The 20,495-nt window shown below is 38.2% G+C and carries 20 protein-coding genes and 2 tRNA genes; 7 read left to right on the top strand and 15 right to left on the bottom strand.

What is annotated here, in order from left to right:
* Nucleotides 1-82: 82 nt before the first annotated feature.
* Nucleotides 83-997, top strand: a complete 915-nt coding sequence (locus tag NMU02_RS01530; protein WP_435522002.1) for a magnesium transporter CorA family protein — start codon at nucleotides 83-85, stop codon at nucleotides 995-997.
* Nucleotides 998-1,173: 176 nt separating this feature from the next.
* Here the strand turns inward: NMU02_RS01530 and NMU02_RS01525 are convergent, their stop codons facing one another.
* Nucleotides 1,174-2,376 carry an acetate kinase gene (locus tag NMU02_RS01525; protein WP_255025353.1) on the bottom strand — a complete coding sequence of 401 codons (1,203 nt, stop codon included), beginning with the start codon at nucleotides 2,374-2,376 and terminating at the stop codon, nucleotides 1,174-1,176.
* A gap of 41 nt (nucleotides 2,377-2,417) precedes the next feature.
* Nucleotides 2,418-3,425: a phosphate acetyltransferase gene (gene pta / locus NMU02_RS01520; protein ID WP_255025352.1), complete on the bottom strand. Its 1,008-nt coding sequence runs from the start codon at nucleotides 3,423-3,425 to the stop codon at nucleotides 2,418-2,420.
* Between the two features lie 392 nt (nucleotides 3,426-3,817).
* Between pta and NMU02_RS01515 the strand changes: the two genes are divergently transcribed.
* Nucleotides 3,818-5,029, top strand: coding sequence for an AraC family transcriptional regulator (locus NMU02_RS01515; protein WP_255025351.1), 1,212 nt, complete (start codon nucleotides 3,818-3,820; stop codon nucleotides 5,027-5,029).
* 213 nt (nucleotides 5,030-5,242) lie between these two features.
* Nucleotides 5,243-5,419 (top strand): BF3379 family histone-like protein, encoded by a 177-nt coding sequence (locus NMU02_RS01510; RefSeq protein WP_255025350.1) that lies wholly within the window; start codon nucleotides 5,243-5,245, stop codon nucleotides 5,417-5,419.
* A 168-nt stretch (nucleotides 5,420-5,587) separates the two neighbouring features.
* Here NMU02_RS01510 and NMU02_RS01505 read toward each other — a convergent pair whose 3' ends face one another.
* The 6 genes from NMU02_RS01505 to mnmA all read right to left on the bottom strand — a co-directional run bounded on the left by NMU02_RS01505 (nucleotide 5,588) and on the right by mnmA (nucleotide 12,322).
* Nucleotides 5,588-6,841 carry a 3-deoxy-D-manno-octulosonic acid transferase gene (locus NMU02_RS01505; protein WP_255025349.1) on the bottom strand — a complete coding sequence of 418 codons (1,254 nt, stop codon included), beginning with the start codon at nucleotides 6,839-6,841 and terminating at the stop codon, nucleotides 5,588-5,590.
* A gap of 43 nt (nucleotides 6,842-6,884) precedes the next feature.
* Complete coding sequence (locus NMU02_RS01500) at nucleotides 6,885-7,964, bottom strand: lipid A deacylase (protein WP_255025348.1); 1,080 nt, start codon at nucleotides 7,962-7,964, stop codon at nucleotides 6,885-6,887.
* Nucleotides 7,961-9,481 carry a glutamate--tRNA ligase gene (gene gltX, locus NMU02_RS01495; protein ID WP_255025347.1) on the bottom strand — a complete coding sequence of 507 codons (1,521 nt, stop codon included), beginning with the start codon at nucleotides 9,479-9,481 and terminating at the stop codon, nucleotides 7,961-7,963. Before gltX ends, NMU02_RS01500 begins: the two co-directional genes overlap by 4 nt.
* 89 nt (nucleotides 9,482-9,570) lie before the next feature.
* A complete protein-coding gene (gene xseB, locus NMU02_RS01490) occupies nucleotides 9,571-9,774 on the bottom strand; it encodes an exodeoxyribonuclease VII small subunit (RefSeq protein WP_255025346.1) in 204 nt (67 codons plus the stop codon).
* Between the two features lie 2 nt (nucleotides 9,775-9,776).
* Nucleotides 9,777-11,171, bottom strand: coding sequence for an exodeoxyribonuclease VII large subunit (xseA, locus tag NMU02_RS01485; RefSeq protein ID WP_255025345.1), 1,395 nt, complete (start codon nucleotides 11,169-11,171; stop codon nucleotides 9,777-9,779).
* A 29-nt stretch (nucleotides 11,172-11,200) separates the two neighbouring features.
* Nucleotides 11,201-12,322 (bottom strand): tRNA 2-thiouridine(34) synthase MnmA, encoded by a 1,122-nt coding sequence (mnmA, locus tag NMU02_RS01480; RefSeq protein WP_255025344.1) that lies wholly within the window; start codon nucleotides 12,320-12,322, stop codon nucleotides 11,201-11,203.
* 253 nt (nucleotides 12,323-12,575) lie between these two features.
* Between mnmA and NMU02_RS01475 the strand changes: the two genes are divergently transcribed.
* Nucleotides 12,576-13,514 carry a DMT family transporter gene (locus NMU02_RS01475; protein ID WP_255025343.1) on the top strand — a complete coding sequence of 313 codons (939 nt, stop codon included), beginning with the start codon at nucleotides 12,576-12,578 and terminating at the stop codon, nucleotides 13,512-13,514.
* A gap of 40 nt (nucleotides 13,515-13,554) precedes the next feature.
* Here NMU02_RS01475 and NMU02_RS01470 read toward each other — a convergent pair whose 3' ends face one another.
* From NMU02_RS01470 to NMU02_RS01450, 5 genes are all read right to left on the bottom strand, one after another.
* Nucleotides 13,555-14,157 (bottom strand): hypothetical protein, encoded by a 603-nt coding sequence (locus NMU02_RS01470; protein WP_255025342.1) that lies wholly within the window; start codon nucleotides 14,155-14,157, stop codon nucleotides 13,555-13,557.
* A 208-nt stretch (nucleotides 14,158-14,365) separates the two neighbouring features.
* Nucleotides 14,366-14,438, bottom strand: a tRNA-Gly gene (locus NMU02_RS01465).
* Between the two features lie 27 nt (nucleotides 14,439-14,465).
* A tRNA-Tyr gene (locus NMU02_RS01460) sits at nucleotides 14,466-14,548 on the bottom strand.
* Nucleotides 14,549-14,579: 31 nt separating this feature from the next.
* Complete coding sequence (ribH, locus tag NMU02_RS01455) at nucleotides 14,580-15,071, bottom strand: 6,7-dimethyl-8-ribityllumazine synthase (protein ID WP_255025340.1); 492 nt, start codon at nucleotides 15,069-15,071, stop codon at nucleotides 14,580-14,582.
* A 108-nt stretch (nucleotides 15,072-15,179) separates the two neighbouring features.
* Nucleotides 15,180-15,866, bottom strand: a complete 687-nt coding sequence (locus tag NMU02_RS01450; RefSeq protein ID WP_255025337.1) for a tetratricopeptide repeat protein — start codon at nucleotides 15,864-15,866, stop codon at nucleotides 15,180-15,182.
* 205 nt (nucleotides 15,867-16,071) lie between these two features.
* Here NMU02_RS01450 and recF point away from each other — a divergent pair, with 205 nt between their 5' ends.
* From recF to NMU02_RS01435, 3 genes are read left to right on the top strand one after another with little or no spacing between them, the layout of a single operon-like run.
* On the top strand, nucleotides 16,072-17,172 hold the full coding sequence (gene recF, locus NMU02_RS01445) for a DNA replication/repair protein RecF (protein ID WP_255025336.1): 1,101 nt from the start codon (nucleotides 16,072-16,074) through the stop codon (nucleotides 17,170-17,172).
* Between the two features lie 2 nt (nucleotides 17,173-17,174).
* On the top strand, nucleotides 17,175-17,465 hold the full coding sequence (locus NMU02_RS01440; protein WP_255025335.1) for a DciA family protein: 291 nt from the start codon (nucleotides 17,175-17,177) through the stop codon (nucleotides 17,463-17,465).
* Between the two features lie 10 nt (nucleotides 17,466-17,475).
* Nucleotides 17,476-17,913, top strand: coding sequence for an acyl-CoA thioesterase (locus tag NMU02_RS01435; protein ID WP_255025333.1), 438 nt, complete (start codon nucleotides 17,476-17,478; stop codon nucleotides 17,911-17,913).
* A 364-nt stretch (nucleotides 17,914-18,277) separates the two neighbouring features.
* Here NMU02_RS01435 and NMU02_RS01430 read toward each other — a convergent pair whose 3' ends face one another.
* Both NMU02_RS01430 and glsB read right to left on the bottom strand, forming a co-directional pair.
* Entirely contained in the window at nucleotides 18,278-19,384 is a 1,107-nt protein-coding gene (locus NMU02_RS01430) for a WG repeat-containing protein (protein WP_255025332.1), read from the bottom strand.
* Nucleotides 19,385-19,546: 162 nt separating this feature from the next.
* Nucleotides 19,547-20,494, bottom strand: a complete 948-nt coding sequence (gene glsB, locus NMU02_RS01425) for a glycine N(alpha)-acyltransferase GlsB (protein WP_255025331.1) — start codon at nucleotides 20,492-20,494, stop codon at nucleotides 19,547-19,549.
* Nucleotide 20,495 lies beyond the last annotated feature (1 nt).

Genomic DNA, 20,495 nt, shown 5'->3' with positions numbered 1-20,495 from the left:
GACGATCATCATTCATACGATTATTAACTCCGGCAGGAATTCATGAGAGAGTTCCGCCCGGAAAATTATGGGAGGAACGAAAATGAGAAATTTTATTATTGGGACCAATGGTCTCACCTCTGTTGAGAAACAAGTAGCTAACTGCTGGATAAATGTTGAAATACCAACTCAAGAAGACATCAGATACCTTACCGAAGAACTTAAAATACCCCATTCATTTATTCATGATATCGAAGATGTAGACGAACGCCCTCGCATAGAATATGAGAATGACTGGCAACTGATTATAATACGTATACCCATACGGAATAATAACGAAGATACACCTTTTTATACCATACCTTTAGGAATAATTTTCAAAGATGATGTCATAACGACCCTTTGTTATTATAAGACCGAAATGATTGCCGATTTTATCTCATACAACAACCACAAAGGTATCGGATTCAGTAATAAATTCGACCTGGTGCTCAAACTCCTGCTTTCTTCAGCCGTCTGGTATCTCAAATACCTGAAACAACTGAATAACTGTATACGATCTTGTGAAAAAGAGCTGGAAAAATCCATAAAAAACAGAGAACTGCAATCATTATTGAAAATCGAAAAATGTTTCGTTTATTTCATTACGGCACTCAAAGGAAATGCCATCTTACTTACACGTATAAAAGGAAGGGCCGGCATCGATTCAGACCTTCTTGAAGATGTCGAAATTGAAATGAAACAGGCTTTGGAAACGGCTAACGTACATAGTGATATTCTCTCGGGCATGATGGATGCTTATGCCTCGGTTATCGGAAATAATATGAATAATATTATGAAGCAACTCACGCTCATCTCGATCATCATGATGATACCCACTCTAATAGCCAGTTTTTATGGAATGAATGTACCTAATGCTTTACAAGATAATCCTCATGCAATAGCCATTATCCTATCAATTTCACTGATTGTATCAGCTGCTTGTGCCTGGTTATTTAAACTCAGAAAAATATTATGAATAAAATAATAAACCTCCTGTAAATACACAATCCGGTTAATTCAAAAATATAAAAGTCTCTATAACAACACTTCATAAAAGAACTACGCCCTGATACAGAATTGTATCAGGGCGTAATTTCTTTCCTTAGAATAGAACCTATACGGTGATTCATTTCTCACCAGCAGTTTTTATTATTAACATTTCGAAAGAATTTCCTGAGTATCCGAAGCAATCATGTATTCCTCGTCGGTAGGAATAACGACAACTTTGACTCTCGAATCGGGGGTACTGATTATAGTCTCGGTACCTCGTATTTTTGCATTTAATATCGTATCTATTTTAATACCCATAAATTCGAGTCCCTGGCAAGCGACTTCTCGAGTCTTCGTCTGGTTCTCACCGACTCCGCCGGTAAATACGATTATATCCACACCTCCCATAGCGGCGGCATATGCCCCTATGTACTTACGGATACGATAATCATACATATTCAAAGCTAAAATAGCCCTCTCGTGGCCGTTAGCCACAGCAGCCTCTATCTCACGCATATCGGACGAAACGCCAGACACCCCCAGTACACCGCTTTTTTTATTCACCAAATTAGAAAGGCCGGCAGCATCCAGGTTCTCCTTTTCCATAATATAAGAAAGCGCCCCCGCATCTATATCACCCGAACGAGTGCCCATCATCAGGCCTTCGACCGGAGTCAACCCCATAGAAGTATCAACCGATTTACCATCTTTTACGGCTGTAATGGAACCACCGTTTCCGATATGACAAGTTATAATTTTTTGAGACTCATAAGGTACACCCAAAAATTCGCAAGCACGGCGCGAAACATACCGATGACTCGTACCATGGAAACCATAACGTCGTATCGCATATTTTTCGTACAATTCATAGGGTATACCATACATATATGCGTATTTAGGCATAGTCTGATGGAAAGCCGTATCGAATACAGCAACTTGGGGAACCTGAGGAAGAATCGCTTCTACAGCATCAATCCCTTTCAAATTGGCCGGGTTATGTAAAGGTGCGATATCGATACAGGCAACAATCATATCTTTTACCTCTTGAGTAATCAATACCGACTGATTGAACTTCTCACCACCATGTACGACACGATGACCTACAGCCTCTATTTCCTCCAAAGAGCTTATACAACCATATTTATCACTGGTGAGGGTGCTCAGAATAAAATCTATACCGACTGTGTGTTCCGGGATGTCCTTTTCGAGAACAACCTTTTCTCCATTCGGCAAAGTCAATTTCAAAAAAGATCCGGGCAATCCGATCTTTTCAACGCCACCTTGCGCCAATACTTCTTTTGTATCGGTATCGAATAATTTATACTTTATCGAAGACGATCCGCAATTCAATACTAAAACTTTCATAAATCGTGTGCTTTTAGTTCGTTATTAATTCCCCTACCGGATTATTTTTTTAATCCGATAGCCTGATTTGCCGTAATTGCTACCATCTTATAGATATCATCTACAGAACATCCCCGGGATAAATCGTTAACCGGTGCGGCAATACCTTGTAAAATAGGACCTACAGCCTGAGCACCAGCTAATCTTTGCACCAGTTTATAGGTAATATTGCCGGTTTCGAGAGAAGGGAATACCAACACGTTTGCTTTACCGGCAATATCACTTTGAGGATCTTTAAGCGCAGCAACCGAAGCAACGATAGCAGCATCAGCTTGCAATTCGCCGTCGATCATTAAAGTCGGATCCATTTCACGGGCGATTCGAGTAGCTTCTACCACTTTATCTACCTTTTCATGTTTCGCACTACCTTTAGTAGAAAAACTCAACATAGCGATACGAGGTTCAAACCCACAAATCGTACGCGTCGTATGCCCGGTAGATACAGCAATTTGCGCCAATTCAGCAGCTGTAGGATCGGGCAAAACCGCACAATCGGCAAATACCAGCAACCCATTTTCACCGTACTCATTTTTAGGCAAAAACATCAAAAACGCACCTGAAACAACGCTCACTCCCGGAGCCGTTTTTACAATTTGGAATGCCGCCCGTAAAACATCTCCGGTAGTATGTCTGGCCCCAGCCACTTCTCCGTCGGCATCACCGCTCTTTATCATCAAGCCGGCAAGAAACAAAGGATCGGTAACTAATTTACCGGCCTCTTCTACTGTCATGCCCTTTTTCTTACGGAGTTCGTATAAAAGCTCCGCATATTCTTGTTTTTTCCCATGTTTCTCAGGATCGATAATAGTCGTTCTCCCGATATTCGATAATCCGAATTTTTCGGATAATGCCATAATTTCAACCGGATCGCCGATTAATATTACATCAGCAACCCCATCCGCGACAATTCTGTCCGCTGCCTTTAACGTTCTTTCTTCAGTTCCTTCGGGGAGCACAATGCGCTGTTTATTTGCTTTAGCGCGCTCGATAAGTTGGTTTATCAATTCCATAATGACCTGGGAATATTTTAAATATTTAACATTATTCTTTTTATTTCGAGACAAAATTACAAATAAAATGCCATATAGAGATAGCAATTTTAAATAAATATTTCAATCCCGACATATCAAATTATATATATTTATAATTGCGATTTTTTATTTTTAAAAATCTTCAATTAGACATAGATTAAAAAATATCTCAGTATTTTATCCGAAGTAAGACACTTTTAACACATCAAGGATAGTAAAATCTACAAAATATTGAAATCTAATTATATACAGAATAAATTATTTATATAAATTTGTATCGGTTAACCTGCTTAAAGCATGTCCGTTAATATATGAGGTGCATTATACGATTTCAATTGATTTTTGTTATCATTTTTTTTACCGGTTTATTTATGCCCGTAAAACTATCATGTGCACCGTCGGCCGATATAAAACATTTTAAATATCCCGATGGCTATATTTCTTTTTTGTACCTCGACTCGATAGGCACCGAAACTTTCCGATATGGAATAACAGACGACCCAATAGAGCTATATACTTCTATATATCTTCCCGGCGACAGCACCGACTTTCCCGAAAATACTCATAAAAAATTAAGAATAGTATATTGCATGACCATGAAACAGCAATTAGACAATGCTTTATCACGGTGTAATGAAATAATGAAAAAATTCAGAGCAGCTCCTGAAACCTACGATAAAGAATATTTTCTCTATTTTTCAGGTTTATTATATGCGAATATTTACATTTCGAAAAAAAAATTCCCGAAGGCCTGGAGAGCTTTGAAAGAAGTCGAAGCTAACCTACCCTATCATTATCACCTTGCTTATGAAGAAACTCTTATAAGATACTATTACAATAAGGGAGATATACCTAAAGCACTAAATACCATCGACGAAGTGCTACGTTATACTCCAGGCAACATTCCACTCCTGTTATACAAGGCTAAAATATTCGAAGAGACAGGCGATTTAAAAAAAGCAAACCGATATATAAAAGAAATATGTAATACGCAAGACTCTCTGATTTATGAATACGGAAAACTTTTGGCGAGAAACAACGACAAAAACAATCCGGAAAAAGAAGGGAGTCAAAAAGATATTCTGCATTCTATCATTCTCCTATTGATTTTATTAAGTTTTTTCATTATAATACCTTATATACACCAAAAAGTATCAAAATCGGGGATTTCCCATGAAACAAAAAAAATACCATCTCCGAAAACGAATATTCTTACTTCAAAAGAAAACGAAATAAGCAATGAAGAAATACTTTTTAAACGCATCGAGAAGATCGTTAAAGAAAAAGAATTATTCAGAATACCCTCTTATACGATCGATGATCTGAGTCTCGAACTTTGTACAAATCGGTCATATATTTCACGAAGTATTAATAATTGTACTGGCAAAAATTTCAATCAATGGATTAATCAACTACGTATCGAAGATGTATTATCACGATTAAGTAACTTAGAAAATATTTCTTTAAAAAATGTGGCATCCGACGCCGGATTTGCCTCATTATCGACATTTAATCGTGCATTTACAACACAAACCGGGACTTCTCCTCGTAAATATATAGAAAATATAAAATCAGAGAAATAAACCACTCCGAAGGTCTTCAAATCGTATATTTTTTTAGTCAAATTGTAAAATAATACACAAAATACTATTAATCAATATGTTATAAAATATTTTTTTAATTGATCATAAAGCTTGTTTTTAGGACATCATAAAAAACTAATTCTCCAATTTTATAAATTTGTAGCAGAAAAACCGGAAATCCGGGAATATAATCACAATTAAACAACATCTGTTATGAAAGAATTATTGGAAAAAATTTACAGTGAATGGGATGCATTTGCAAAAGATGCGGATGCATTGGTAACTAAAGGGAATAAATCAGCCGGACAAAGAGCCCGCAAAACATCTCTTAATATCGCCGCATTATTAAAAGAATTCCGTGCCGTTTCTATCGAAGAATCAAAAAAATAACACTTATTCTTCAATTTATCCGCCGATACTCTTTTTTAGAGAAAACATATAATGGATAAAAAACGAAAGGTATAAATTCTTATTCGGGGTAAGACTGAAAAAAAAATATAGTCCAGAACGTATAATCACGAAAGTGTGATATGTTTACGTTCCGGTCTTTGTTGGGATTTAACGGTCTTCCCCGTTTTTCATATCAATCCCATATAAATCTTTTATAATACGGGCCGAAGCTCCAATATTACCGTATATATAAGATCCCGCGATTTCTCCTGCCTTCGACATAACAGATGTATCGGTAAGAAAACGATCCATAATACAATCGAACTCTTCATTACTTTTAATAGTAAAGGAACCGCCACAGGCAAGCAATTCTTTTGCTTCTTTAAACTTCTTATAATTGGGCCCGAAAATAACAGGTATCCCATATACAGCCGCCTCGGGAACATTATGTATACCGGCGCCGAATCCGCCTCCCACATAAGCGACATCCCCATACTTATATATCGAAGACAGTAAGCCGAAACAATCGATAATCAAACAATCGGCTTCCCTGACCGAATTTTCATCTGCCTCAGAATACAATACATACCTGCGCTTCAGCTTTTCTTTTATGTAATCGAGATGTCCCGGATGTATCTCATGCGGTGCAATTACTAACTTCAATTCGGAATGAGCATTCAGATAAGGTATAAAAATATCTTCATCTTTTGGCCACGAACTTCCGGCAATAAGGGTAGTCTTTCCTTCAGAAAACATCTCTACCAATGGTAATGACTTAGAACGACTGCGAATATCTGCCACACGATCGAACCGAGTATCACCTACTACCGTTACACGATCTACCCCGATTTGTGAAAGTAATTCTCGAGAGGGTTCATCCTGCACATATAAGCGGGTAAAATTTCGGAGAACTTTTCTAAAATATCCTCCATAAGGACGAAAAAATATCTGAGAAGGACGGAATATAGCCGATACTATATATGTAGGTATTTCACGTTTTTTGAGCTCATTCAAATAGTTTGCCCAAAACTCATATTTAATAAATATAGCTTGAGAGGGCTTCACAATATCAAGAAAACGACGAACATTTCCTGGAAGATCGAATGGCAAATAACAAATAAGATCGGCTTCAGCATAGTCTTTTCTAACTTCATAGCCTGAAGGAGAAAAAAAAGTCACTAAAATTTTTCGTTCCGGGAAATTGTTCTTGAGAGCCTCGATAATAGGGCGACCTTGCTCGAACTCTCCCAACGATGATGCATGTATCCATATATATCCTCCTTCAGGAACTGCATTTGCCTCCAAATAAGAAAATATTCGCTTGTGCCCGGCACACAACTTCCGCGCTTTTTTATTTTTTACGGAAACCACCGTTACCAAGGTCTTATAAATAAATATACCGAAATTATATAAAGCTTTCATTACGGTTCTTAGCTCATGTATGCCGGACCGATTACCGGACGTTTCATAATATATCTTTTAATTTCTCTTTGTTCTTTACTACATCATTCCGACTTTTCCACGAAAAACTATCGAGGTAAAAACGAACAGTAAGCTGTTGCTGGCTACTTATATTTTCAGACGTGGCATGCAAATTGAAAGAAGCTTTGCAATTGACATATCTGTTATGGAATATATAGCAATAAATATCGGTGCGATTGTAAAATTTAGACCGATAAAACGGATCTCCTTGATTTAACTGACTTCCGAAACTATCATAGAAAGGCATCTGTTCCCCTCCTGCATATAAAGTATTTTTTACACCAATAAAGCGCCATTGCACTTTTAGCTCAGAAATAAATCCCTGAGGATGATGCCAAACACCAATTCCCCGATGCCTCTCCAAACTTAAAAGATAACCGGCTTTTAACGATAATTCGGATAGAGGTGTCAACCTCGCAAAATCAACTCCCACATAAGGGTATAGAACCATATCATCCATTACAGATTGGTCCGGACCCGCATTCTTCGACCTTGCTAAATGATTCATAACAGCATGTCCGCCCAAAAAGAACAGACCAGGTTGCCAACGTCCGCTTCCTACGATTATAAATGCTTCCCGGCGGTTTTCGGTTTGCATTTGTCGCCAGTCGATATAAAGTTCAGCAAAGCCTTTTTTGCCTATATATTGAAATAACGCCCCCATTATATTGGGCCGAAAATAAGTCAACGAATCATATTGCAATACTTCCGGTAACGATTCGATCAGCTGAGTGCGCGGAAAAGCCCCGAAAGACATACAAAAATCGGGCTGTTGGTATCGATAATATGCCGTAAAATCAACCGAAGATTCTCTTTTGTTCGCTCCAAAGGGTTGAATCCAACTGGCTCCGGCCATAATACGATGCTTATTATTCAATACCCCAATACCGATCTCAGGAGAAAGGCGGGTACCAAAAAAGGTTTGAGACAATTGTTTCGAAAATTTATATTCCCGATTATCAAAAAACCCCGTAAAATCGACATTCCAAAGTAGATCCTGGGCTCCTATCTTCCCGAATGGGAGAGTTAACAAAAAGACCGTTATATATATATACCGTCTCATCCTAACGTTTCTATTGCTTTTGAAAGCCTTTTCAGCGTTTCTTCCTTACCCAGTATCGACGTAATATCAAACATTTGAGGTCCTTTTGATTCACCGACCAATGCAAGGCGGAAAGCATTCATTATATTGCCCAAATGATATCCTTTATTTTCAATCCATTCTTTTACGATTATTTCGGCAGTTTCTGCATTTTCGAAATCTTCAATTTCATTCAATATACCGGTAAGTTCGGTCAGTAAAAGAGCACTATCTTCTTTCCAACGCTTTTTTACTGTCTTTTCATCATAACTTGTAGGGGCAACAAAAAAGAAGTAGGATTGATCCCATAATTCCTTTACAAAATTTATACGTGATTTCATCACGGCCACTACTTTTACGACCTTCTCACGATCTGTATCTATTCCTTTAGCTTTCAGCTCAGGAATAAAAAGGTCGGCCAGTTCTTCATTACTTTTAAGTTGTATATATTTATGATTGAACCATTTTCCTTTTTCATAATCAAATTTAGCACCGCTACGACTACAACGATCCAAAGAAAACAATTTAACTAATTCATCCATCGACATGATTTCCTGATCGTTTCCCGGATTCCAACCCAATAAAGCCAAAAAATTCACGACAGCTTCCGGCAAGTATCCCGATTCTCTATACCCCGAAGAAATATCTCCGGTTTTAGGATCTTTCCATTCCAACGGAAATACCGGGAAGCCTAAACGATCGCCATCCCGCTTACTTAACTTCCCGTTACCATCGGGTTTCAACAACAGGGGCAAATGAGCAAATCTCGGCATCGTATCTTCCCATCCGAGACTTCGATACAATAAAACATGCAAGGGCGCTGATGGCAACCATTCTTCTCCCCGTATTACATGTGTAATCTCCATCAGATGATCATCTACAATATTAGCCAGATGATATGTAGGAAGATTATCTGCAGACTTATACAATACCTTATCGTCAAGGATTGTCGAGTTTATGACAACTTCTCCCCGTATAAGATCATTTACCAAGATATCCTCTCCCGGCTCGATCTTTATGCGTACGACGTATTGTTCTCCTTCTCCGATAAGCCGTTTTGTTTCTTCATCACCCAACGTAAGAGAATTACGCATTTGCAAACGAGTTGAAGCGTCGTATTGAAAATTAGGAATTTCCTTTCGCTTGGCTTCCAGTTCTTCCGGGGTATCGAATGCAATATACGCCTTTCCTGCTTCAAGCAACCGATCGACATATTTACGATAAAGATCCTTTCTTTCCGACTGTCGATACGGAGCATACTTGCCTCCGTAACTTACTCCTTCATCGAAATGTATGCCCAACCATTCGAGCGCCTCAATTATATAAGCTTCAGCTCCCGGAACAAAACGGTGCGAATCGGTATCTTCGATACGTAATACCATATCACCCCCATGCTGCTTAGCAAACAGATAATTATATAATGCTGTTCTTACTCCACCGATATGCAATGCTCCGGTTGGACTCGGTGCGAAACGTACCCTCACTCTTCTTTCTGACATAATTTTTTTAGTTCTTTGAAAACACGACAAAATTAACTCTTTTTTTTGATTTTCTACCTTATATTATAAAAAGAGTAATCTACCGAATATCAGGCATCCAATTCTCCCAGTATCTTTTTTAATTCTTCGTCGGTCTCAAATAATTTTTCTTTACAAAAACGCAACAACGCCAAAGATCTCGAAGTATATTCTTTAAGATCGTCGATACTGCATTCTTCATTTTGAATGCGCGCAACGATTCCCTCTAGTTCAGCGATCGCCTCAGTATAGGTTTGTTTTTTTTTCTCTGCCATAATTATTTTATTTTACTTTGTTTTATATCAGATATATCCGACTGTATTTCACCGTCAGGAAAAAGCGTAATAATCGAATCTCCAACAGTAAGATCCGAAACCCGCCGTACAATCTTCCCCTCTTTTAAAGTCAGTGTATAACCTTTTTCAAGTAATCTCAAAGGAGATGAATATTCGATCGTCCCTGATATCATTTCAAGCCGTTTTTTTTCTTTATCGAGAAAAAAGGGTATCTCTGACCGCAGCCGCTCACGAAACAAAAATAAACGAGAATTCTCATCACCTATTCTGTCCTTTACAGCCTGAAGAAAAATATGAGACATATGTTGTAACCGCACTTTGGTTCCCGACAACAAAACTTCCGAAAAGCGTACGGTATCAGTTTGCAAACGCTGGCAGCGTACCTTTTCCTGTATCAAGCGTTGCTGTACAGACACCGGAACAAAGCGACTCATTCTCTCGAGCTTTTGTTTTTCTGATATAATCTTACTCCTTATGTCTTGAACCAAAATTTCTTGTAACCGTATTCTTTTCCGATCGGCATCCTCAGCTTTCGAAATCAGCCACTCAGCTGCTGCCGTAGGTGTTTTTACACTAACATTAGCAACTGAATCGAGTACGGTCGTATCCCTGTCATGACCGATACCGGTAATTACCGGCAACGGAAACTGTGCTACATGCAACGCAAGCAAATAACTATCGAAACAACTTAGCTCTGAAGTAGCCCCTCCTCCTCTTAAAATTGCAACCCCATCGAAATCATCAATCCGGGTATAAATCCGCTCAAGAGCTGAAATTACAGAATTCTGAGCTTGTTCTCCCTGCATAGTGGCTTGAAACAATACCGGATAAAAACAATATTTATAAGAGTTATACTGTAACTGATGCATAAAATCGCCATAACCGGCAGCCGTACCCGAACTGATAACCGCTATCCGCTGCGGCAATACCGGCCATTCGAGGTCTTTATTCATGTCGATGACCCCTTCGTCGGTAAGCTTTTGCAATATTTCGGCCCTGTGCCGGGCCATATCTCCTAAAGTATAAGAAGGATCTATATCATGTACAGTCAAACTGTATCCGTAAAGTTCATGTATATCGAGACTGACTTCTACCAATACCTTTATTCCCGGAACAAACTGCATACCACACTCTTGCTCGAAAAAGGACTTCAATAACGAATAAGTAGAAGCCCAAATCATCCCTCTGGCTTTAGCAATTAGCTGCCCTGTTCCAGGAGATTTTTCAATAAATTCGAGATAGCAATGTCCCGACATCTTATTTTCATGCAGCTCACTTATTTCAGCTCTTATCCAATATCTTTCGGGAAAAGAATCGTTAACCGCTCTTTTCAAAAGTATATTTAACTCAAATAAAGATAATTCGTTCCGTTCCATATATTATTTTGGGAATTATCGTTCTCTTACTATTCAGATATCCGGTATTTCTTAAGAAAACGGTTATCTGTAATAATTCCGCCACCGACAACCGTATCACCTTTATAAAAAACAGCCGACTGCCCCGGGGTGATAGCAGAAGCCAGAGTTGCAAACTTCACAACACATTTATCTCCATCTACTTTAAATAAAGATGCCGGAATCGGCGCACTACGATATCGAATACGAACATCTACCCTTTCTCCCTCTTGGATACCGGCATTTAAAATAACATCGTCTACAAGCATACGAGAAACATCGAGTTCTTCTTTTTTACCCAACCGTATCGTATTTTTATGGGCATTAATTTTGATAACATAAGCCGGATATCCTAGTGCAATCTCAAGTCCTTTACGCTGTCCGACCGTATAAAAAGGGAATCCCTTATGCTGTCCGATCTTTCGTCCGACTTCATCCACAAAATAACCACCGTTTAATCGAGTGGATAAATCGGGAATTTCTTGCAAAAGAAAATCCCGATAATCTTTTTCGATAAAACAAATTTCCATACTTTCTTTCTTCTCTACCTTTTCTTTAAATCCCCGTTTCAGCACATATTCTTTTATCTGCTCTTTGGTAATACCTCCTAAAGGAAATAAAGTACGACCCAGCTCTTTTTGCCCCAAACGCCAAAGAAAATACGACTGATCTTTGAGAACATCTAACCCGCATTTGAGCAGATAACCATTTGCGCCCTTTTCAATGCGTGCATAATGCCCCGTAGCGATTTTATCACAACCATATTCGTCAGCAGCCTGCATTAGATAACGCCACTTAAAATGCAGATTGCACATAACACAGGGATTAGGGGTGCGTCCTTGTAAATATTCATCCATAAAATTCTGGATAACAGTACTTCTAAAATCTTCCCGTACATCATAAGTATAATGCGGAATTCCCAGCTTTCGGGCAAGGGCTCGAGCTTCGAGAACATGGTTCGGGTCGGTTTGCCCCGGCGTAGAAAAATGGCCCGGTAAGTCATGCATACGCAACGTCATCCCGATTACATGATATCCTTTTTCCTGTAAAAGCATACAAACAGCAGAACTATCGATTCCGCCACTCATCCCGACTAATACTTTACGTTCACATGGAGTATTACTGCTATCCATTTTTCTTTATTATCTTTAAAAACAAAAGTACGAAAAAAAATAAACTAAGGGACATTTATTTTTACAAGTGATAAATACAGAAATAGATTCACTAAATACATTTCTCTCATCTAAAATAGGTTCCCCACCATAGAGATAACTCTGGCATTCGGATAAATAACTCCTTACGGCAGTTACCGTAAAATAAAACTGAATTATTAAAAACCGATGCAACCTATAGAATAAATACTATATTTGCCGAAAATTTTATTCAATGAATACAAAAGTAAAAGGATATACTTTGGGAGCGATTGCCGCAGCGACATACGGAATGAATCCGCTGTTTGCCCTTCCTTTATACAAAACTGGCATGGATCCCGATTCGGTACTATTTTTCAGATATCTTTTTGCCATCCCCATATTAGGTATTATGATTAAGGCAAGGGGCCGTAACTTCAAACTCAAACAGAAAGAAATCGTACCGCTTATCATCATGGGGTTACTCATTGCTCTCTCCTCCCTCACTCTTTTTCAGAGCTATAATTACATGGATGCCGGTATCGCTTCTACGTTACTTTTTGTTTATCCGATCATCGTTGCTCTGATTATGGCTTTCGGATTTAAAGAAAAATTAACACTACAAACTTTTTTATGTATTTTATTGGCATTAGGAGGTATCGCCCTTCTTTACAAAAGCAGTGACGGCTCTACTCTTAGCCTTATCGGGACAATACTGGTATTGGTCTCGGCGTTGTCCTACGCGATTTATATTGTTGGAGTAAATCAGTCGACCCTAAAAAATGTCGCAACCCTAAAACTCACATTTTACGTATTGCTTTTCGGGCTCAGTTTATTTTTGGTGAGGGTCGATTTCGGGAAAAGCCTATATATCGTCGATAAATGGTATTTATGGGGAAACCTCCTTGCTCTGGCGATTTTTCCTACTGCCATCTCCTTTCTGTGTACGACAAGTGCCATTCAATATATCGGTTCTACTCCAACAGCGATTCTCGGAGCTTTAGAACCGGTCACCGCCGTTTTTTTCGGCGTTACTTTATTCGGAGAAACTTTAACACCCAGAATATGCTGCGGAATATTGTTGATTATCTTGGCCGTTACCCTTATTATAGCCGGCGGCAATATTACCACTTATCTGATTCGGTTCAGGAAACTGTTTCCTAAACTTCCCCTAAAAAAGAAGAAACGCTTTTAAAGAAGGATATAACACGAACCGGAAGTATATATAAATTATTCTATCGCAACCGATCGATAATCCCCCGCTTATAATCACTCAAAAGAAAAGGATCCTGAGAGAGCGGATAATTATATATCGTATTCCGTTGAAAAGTTAGCGCACTATTATGTTCCGAAAGTTCGATTCGCATAATATAAGGGGTATTATTTACAAACTCGATATAAATACTGTAATAAAACTTATATCCGTTTCCCTGCTCTCGCGATAAAGCGAAGCCATTATCGGTTTTCTCCAAATACTCCCATCCGGTTACCGCAGAAAAATCGTCATTGGAAATCACATCGTCAAAAACATACTCCATACCGTTATGCAAGATAAGCAATAATCTGTCGGAATGTAATGTAGTTTCATCTTTATCCCGTTCGGGAGTCATTGCAACCGGAGATAAAACCGCTATATGCGTTTTATCGTAAGAAAGGCTATCAACTACCGCAAAGTAATTCGAAACCGTTTTTCCCCATAAATTAAAATAACCTCCATAACAGGAGGGGCATTTTTCTATATCTATTGTATCGGAGACGTTACAAATAGTATCCCTAACCTCAGAGGCAAATGTAGAAGAAAAACAAAATACTAAAAATATAATCGTTTTTACCGGCATCGACTACACATTATTCGATTAATAAATTAAAACAAAGCTAACATTTTTATCCGGGAAATTTCACACTAAAGCCATTAATTTCACAAGATTATGATATTTTTATTTCATAATTCATTATCTAAAACAAATTAAATGCATACCTTAACTCGTAAGATTTTTCTAACAAATAAAAAGTCCTTACAACCTTCTATTGTAAGGACTTTAAGAGAGCGGGAAACGGGACTCAAACCCGCGACCCTCAGCTTGGAAGGCTAATGCTCTATCAACTGAGCTATTCCCGCAATAATAAAGAGTTTTCTCTTTTTTTGTGGGCGAAGATGGATTCGAACCACCGAAGTCGTAAGACAGCAGATTTACAGTCTGCCCCATTTGGCCACTCTGGTATTCGCCCTTTTTCCAATTGCGGAGCAAAGGTAGGAAATTTATTTTAACTTACAAACAAAATCATGCATTTTTATTGCCGTAATGGCTGCTTCAACTCCCTTATTCCCATATTTTCCTCCGGCCCTATCCAAGGCTTGTTGCATATTATCGGTTGTTAAAACACCGAAAATAAAAGGCATACCAAATAAAGTATTCAACTTCGTGATACCGGTCGTTACACCCTGACATACATAATCGAAATGAGGCGTATCTCCTCTTACCACACATCCCAGTACGATAACTGCATCTGGAGCATAAGTTTCGGCCATTTGTTGAGCTCCAAAAGTAAGTTCGAACGTGCCAGGAACCCGGGCAAGTAATATATTCTCACTTTTAACTCCATGTTTTTCCAATGCGTCGCAAGCGCCTTCCAGCAATTTTTCAGTAACATCCGAATTCCATTCGGCACAAACGATAGCTACACGCATTTTCGATGCATCGGGTACTTTTTCAGGATCATAAGACGATAAGTTCTGATAAGCAGTTGCCATAAATAATTACAGAATTTATATTATAATTAAATCGATAAGGCATAAAAAAAGGCTGCCCTATTGTACAAAGGTAGCCTTTTTATCACAGATACGAAAATCTGTTATATCTTATTTAGTTTTGGCCTCGGCACGATCGATATATTTATCGATATCGCGAGCCATTACAGATTTCGGATATTTCTCTTTAATAGTCTGATAAGCTTTTAAAGCTTTGTCATATTTATTTTGCTTTTCGAATACAGTCGCAGCTTTTTTCAAATAAATCGGACTAAGAACTTCATTATCGGCTTTCTTTGCCGCTTTTTCAAAATAGCCGATCGCATCGTCCAACTTATCCATATTTACATAACAGTCACCAATAGTACCGATAATAGATGGAGCAATATACTCTTCATCGGCATCGAATTTTTTCAGGTAATCGATAGCTTCATCATATTTACCGAGATTATATAAACTTATCCCTGTATATGCTGCGGCAAGATTACCTGCATTTGAAGAACTATAATCATCGGCAATCGCTTTGAAACCGACAAAATCAGATCCGTTACCATCGATAGCTAACTGAAACGAATCTTTTTCGAAATAGAATACGCCTTTGAACATTTCTGCCTCTGCTTTTTCTTCTCGGGGCAAAGCATAAAAATGATGTATAGCAATAGCTGCCGAAACGACAATCACGATTGCTAATACAACCAATAAAATAGGTTTCTGATACTTTTGGATAAATTGCTCGGAATTCGAAAGAGCGGCATTCACTTTGTCTAATTCGTCAATTTCTTTCTTTTCTTGTGACATATTTATTTGTTTTTTTATTTCATTTCCTCTTCGGGTCCGTGATAAATCGGTTGACAAAAGTAATTTATTTCTCTATATAAATAAAATTTCCAACATTTTTTTTTACTCTACCGCCTTAATATCTTGTTTTTAGCCTGTTTTTACAAAATACGTCGACGAAAAATAAAAAACTTTATGTACGTTTGTATCCCAAAACGAGTCTGATATGATCCTGAATCGCCTATCTATTGTTAACTTCAAAAACATCGCTCAGGCAGAACTACATCTGTCTGCAGGCATCAATTGTTTTTTGGGCAATAATGGTATGGGAAAGACAAACCTGCTTGACGCAGTTTATTATCTTTCGTTTTGCAAAAGCAATACCAATGTCATCGATTCACAAAATATCCGTCATAATGAGGATTTTTTCATGCTGCAAGGTAATTATGACAGAGACAATGTTCCGGAAGAAATCTATTGCGGGCAAAAAAGAAAACAGAAAAAACAATTTAAACGAAATAAAAAAGAATACGAAAGACTATCCGACCATATAGGATTCATTCCGTTGGTTATGGTTTCTCCGGCCGATTCGGAACTAATCAGGGGAGGGAGTGAAGAAAGACGTAAATTTCTCGATCTCGTTATATCTCAGTTCAATAAAGAATATCTCAACCTACTTATCCGTTACAATAAAGCTTTAGCTCAACGCAATGCATTACTGAAACAAGAAATTACCGAAAACTCTTTATATGAAATCTGGGAAGAGCAAATGATGCAATACGGAAGTTCCATTTACCGATGCAGAAAGGCTTTTCTGGAACAATTTATTCCTGTCTTTCAGGAATTTTATTCCTACATATCTTCAGATAATGAATCGGTTGAACTACGGTATAATTCAGATATAGAACGAGGCAACCTCATGGATCAACTTTCCTCGGTGCGAAATAGAGATCTCATTTTAGGTTATTCGACAAGGGGAGTACACCGAGACGACCTTGAAATGAGTCTCGGTGAATACCCAATGAAACGAATCGGTTCACAAGGGCAAAATAAAACCTTTTTGGTCGCACTCAAACTGGCTCAATTCGATTTTTTAAGTAGAAATGGAACAACTACTCCCATCCTTTTACTGGACGATATTTTCGATAAACTCGATTCAAAGAGAGTCGAACGCATTATTCAACTGGTTTCGGGAGAACGTTTCGGACAAATTTTTATCACTGACACCAACCGAAAATATCTCGACGAAATTATTCGCCATACGGGAAATGATTATCACCTTTTCTCGGTCTGTGAAGGAGAAATTACCAAATTAGAGGAGGTCTGATTATGGAACGAAAAGACGCAGAACCGATCGGTGAAATCATCGCAAAATTATTAAAAGACCAAAACCTCGAAACAAAAATAAATGAGACAAGAGTTATCAAAGCATGGGGATCGATTTTCGGGAACACGGTAGCCAGTTACACAACTGGTCTTTCGATCAAAAATAAGATACTATATGTAAAACTTTCTTCGTCAGTCTTACGAAACGAGCTTTCTATGAGTCGTAATATCCTCATCGAAAGACTGAACAATCATGTCGGCTGCGAGGTTATTACAAATATAATTTTCAAATAAAAATTAGACGATGCAAACATTTGATTTTAAACATATTCTTCCATTACAAATAAGATTCAACGATATCGATGCCTTGGGGCATGTCAATAACTCGGTTTATTTTTCATTTTACGACCTCGGCAAATCATCCTATTTCGAAGCTGTAGAAAAAGGCCCTATCGACTGGAGAGCGACAGACATTGTTATAGCTAATGTACACGCCGATTTTCTGGCTCCGATATTTATGCACAACAAAATCGCCGTACGTACAGCTGTCGCTGAAATAGGGAATAAAAGCCTGCGTATGGTACAACAGATCATAGATACCGATAAGGGAGATATAAAATCGGAATGTACGACGATTATGGTAGGATTCGATCCTAAAACTTCAGAAGCAAAAGAAATATCGAATGAATGGAGATCGAAAATTTCTCTGTTTGAAGAAAGAGATGTTAACCGGATACATTAATACGGAGGGAATTACTCACAATGATGATCGTTCAGAATTTTTATTTCGGGTTTCATTACCGCCAAACGTCCGTTCTGTACATATAAAAGAAAAGAATATTCATAGAAAATCCCGTGTAGATCATCGCTTACGCTGTATACACCGAAGAAACGACAAATTGGCTTTCAGCATTGATAAATCCGTAACGCCGATGTATAAAGCGGAGTAAATAAACATTACCGTTAACATCTACATATTGCCAATGCTTTCTTTTCTGTACAGGATATAATTTTATTCCCTTCTCTCTTTTTACAAGAAAATAAGAAAATGCCAAAACACAGAATAACCAATTTATTTTTATACATACGATTACACCGCACTCCTGTTATTTTACACTTGAATGATCACTAATTACTCTGAAATAATAAGGAGTTCCAGTTACAGCATTCGACTGATAATCGTTACTTACTCTTTCATACTGCGGATTGATTGTAAAACGGCCTTTTTCATTTATAAATCCGACCTGTTTGCCAACAAAAACCGCCGCCCGATCTCCAGTAAAAGGTAATGCAGCAGAAAACTGCCTTTTTATACGTACTTTTCCGTTTTTATCTACATATCCCCATTTCCCACTAATCAGAACCGGAGCCCGGTTATGCCCGAAGAAATTCATTGTTTTTTCATATATCGGCTCTATCTTTATTTTTCCCCGGCTATCACACCAACCCCATCTCCCATTTTGTTCAACAGCATACCATTCATCATCGCACCTCATATTCGAGAATTCAGGCTCTATTACAATTTTCCCATTTTCGTCAATCACCCCATATTTCCCGTTTTCACAAATAATCGCTCTTTTATTCCGAAAAGAAAAAGCATCGTTATATTTAAAATCGACAACTGTATCTCCATTTACATCGATATATCCCCATTTTCCTTTCCGGTTTTTTACCGCTGCTTTACCGTTTGAAAAATTTTTTACAGCCGAAAATTGTGTATTTATTACCGTCTCTCCTTTACTATTTACAAATCCCCATAATCGGCCGTTCTGACGATCTTTAATCGAATACGCAGCCAAACCTTCTCTAAAAATACGCACCTCATATGCTTCTCTTAATGTCATTTTAAGTTCACCTTTCCGATTTATGGCACAAGGCGCTTCCCCTCTTTTAACAACCCAAGCAAAACCTTCGCTAAAGGTAGTAGCACTTTTATATACGGCAGGAATCACAAACGAGCCGTCATTTCCAATAAATCCGTATAATTTTTCATGTACTCCTGTTCTTACCAGGGCAAGATCCTCCCTTATCAAAGAAGCTTCTTGAAAATTACCCCGAAACAACTCGTCATCTCCGGAAGTAATATAATTACATGTATCTTCCGACCATACAGGTACTTCCGAGAAGTTATCGACACGACCAGTCTGTTTCGATCCACAAGAAATAAAAAAGATACAAACTGCTAAAAACAAAAAAGATTTAAGTAAATTCATAATTTCAACCCTTTCACTTAGAATTAAAGGGGAGCCTTATATACGACATCCGATTACACCTTTAAAACCACCTCGACACAAAGATATGATTTTATCGTTTCCTTAATAAAAAAGCGGTGAATAAAATGTATCTATTCACCGCTTTTTATCTATTCTTACTAATCACACTAACTTTATAGTTTCGTCTTTATCATAAGTCTCGATGTGACGATTACGCTTTTCTTCGAGTATCTCGTTTACCGCAATCAAGATTCCCGATTCCTCGACATTTCCGAATTCATCATTAATCGCAGTTCCGAACATTTTCATCATAGGAGATAATCCCATATAAGCATTTACTAAAGGGGGTATATTATATCCCAACGCCCTCACCTGCTGATTAAGAATTTTATAGTCTTCCTGAAAATCTTCATTACAGAATATTTTCGACATTTCCTCCACATCCATATTTGTTTTTAACGGAATGCGCGGCCATACAAGATGATCGCGATCCGGGAAGTGCTTATTCAGAAAATAAAGAATCATATTACGACCTTCGATCGAATAACTCGGATACATCGTCACCTTACCGAAAAAATATTTTAATTGAGGATAATCGACCGTAAGCGCTCCAAGACCATCCCAAAGATTATCCAAAGCAAATAACCCTTTCGATCCAGCACGTGTCGACTGATATTCGAGTGTCACAAAAGACCTTCCTAACTCGAGGGTATAAGGCATATATTCGTCGATAAAACGTTGCGAAAAATCGAACATATGAGAAGTTGCGATAATAGGCCTTCCCTGTTCGTCATACCGTACATTTTCTCCTAAAATAAACCGGTAACCACCGATGATCTCCTTCATTTCGGGATTCCAAACGATTAATTGCTGACATGGGACATCCATCGTATCGAATTCATCGATATCGACCGAGGCTCCTGTTCCACCACCAGCTGCGCGGAATGCAATCTCACGTAAACGCCCTATTTCCTGCAAGGTATTAGGCGCATTATAACAATCGAGTATATAAATTTCGTTATTGGCCTTTCGGGTAGAACGCAAAAAACGCTCCGGAGTAAGTTCGGAAATGATCAGTTCTTTGTCTATCGGCGCGATTATATTTTCCATA

Origin of the sequence: Coprobacter tertius, from assembly GCF_024330105.1 — a bacterium.
GTDB lineage: Bacteria > Bacteroidota > Bacteroidia > Bacteroidales > Coprobacteraceae > Coprobacter > Coprobacter tertius.
Note: the sequence above shows the minus strand (reverse complement) of the source record. Positions and strands in the feature narration are given on the sequence as shown.

Coding starts and splice junctions, on each gene's coding strand:
- NMU02_RS01530 (WP_435522002.1), top strand. CDS start 83: ATGAGAAATTTTATTATTGGGACCAATGGTCTCACCTCTGTTGAGAAA.
- NMU02_RS01525 (WP_255025353.1), bottom strand. CDS start 2,376: ATGAAAGTTTTAGTATTGAATTGCGGATCGTCTTCGATAAAGTATAAA.
- pta (WP_255025352.1), bottom strand. CDS start 3,425: ATGGAATTGATAAACCAACTTATCGAGCGCGCTAAAGCAAATAAACAG.
- NMU02_RS01515 (WP_255025351.1), top strand. CDS start 3,818: ATGCCCGTAAAACTATCATGTGCACCGTCGGCCGATATAAAACATTTT.
- NMU02_RS01510 (WP_255025350.1), top strand. CDS start 5,243: ATGAAAGAATTATTGGAAAAAATTTACAGTGAATGGGATGCATTTGCA.
- NMU02_RS01505 (WP_255025349.1), bottom strand. CDS start 6,841: ATGAAAGCTTTATATAATTTCGGTATATTTATTTATAAGACCTTGGTA.
- NMU02_RS01500 (WP_255025348.1), bottom strand. CDS start 7,964: ATGAGACGGTATATATATATAACGGTCTTTTTGTTAACTCTCCCATTC.
- gltX (WP_255025347.1), bottom strand. CDS start 9,481: ATGTCAGAAAGAAGAGTGAGGGTACGTTTCGCACCGAGTCCAACCGGA.
- xseB (WP_255025346.1), bottom strand. CDS start 9,774: ATGGCAGAGAAAAAAAAACAAACCTATACTGAGGCGATCGCTGAACTA.
- xseA (WP_255025345.1), bottom strand. CDS start 11,171: ATGGAACGGAACGAATTATCTTTATTTGAGTTAAATATACTTTTGAAA.
- mnmA (WP_255025344.1), bottom strand. CDS start 12,322: ATGGATAGCAGTAATACTCCATGTGAACGTAAAGTATTAGTCGGGATG.
- NMU02_RS01475 (WP_255025343.1), top strand. CDS start 12,576: ATGAATACAAAAGTAAAAGGATATACTTTGGGAGCGATTGCCGCAGCG.
- NMU02_RS01470 (WP_255025342.1), bottom strand. CDS start 14,157: ATGCCGGTAAAAACGATTATATTTTTAGTATTTTGTTTTTCTTCTACA.
- ribH (WP_255025340.1), bottom strand. CDS start 15,071: ATGGCAACTGCTTATCAGAACTTATCGTCTTATGATCCTGAAAAAGTA.
- NMU02_RS01450 (WP_255025337.1), bottom strand. CDS start 15,866: ATGTCACAAGAAAAGAAAGAAATTGACGAATTAGACAAAGTGAATGCC.
- recF (WP_255025336.1), top strand. CDS start 16,072: ATGATCCTGAATCGCCTATCTATTGTTAACTTCAAAAACATCGCTCAG.
- NMU02_RS01440 (WP_255025335.1), top strand. CDS start 17,175: ATGGAACGAAAAGACGCAGAACCGATCGGTGAAATCATCGCAAAATTA.
- NMU02_RS01435 (WP_255025333.1), top strand. CDS start 17,476: ATGCAAACATTTGATTTTAAACATATTCTTCCATTACAAATAAGATTC.
- NMU02_RS01430 (WP_255025332.1), bottom strand. CDS start 19,384: ATGAATTTACTTAAATCTTTTTTGTTTTTAGCAGTTTGTATCTTTTTT.
- glsB (WP_255025331.1), bottom strand. CDS start 20,494: ATGGAAAATATAATCGCGCCGATAGACAAAGAACTGATCATTTCCGAA.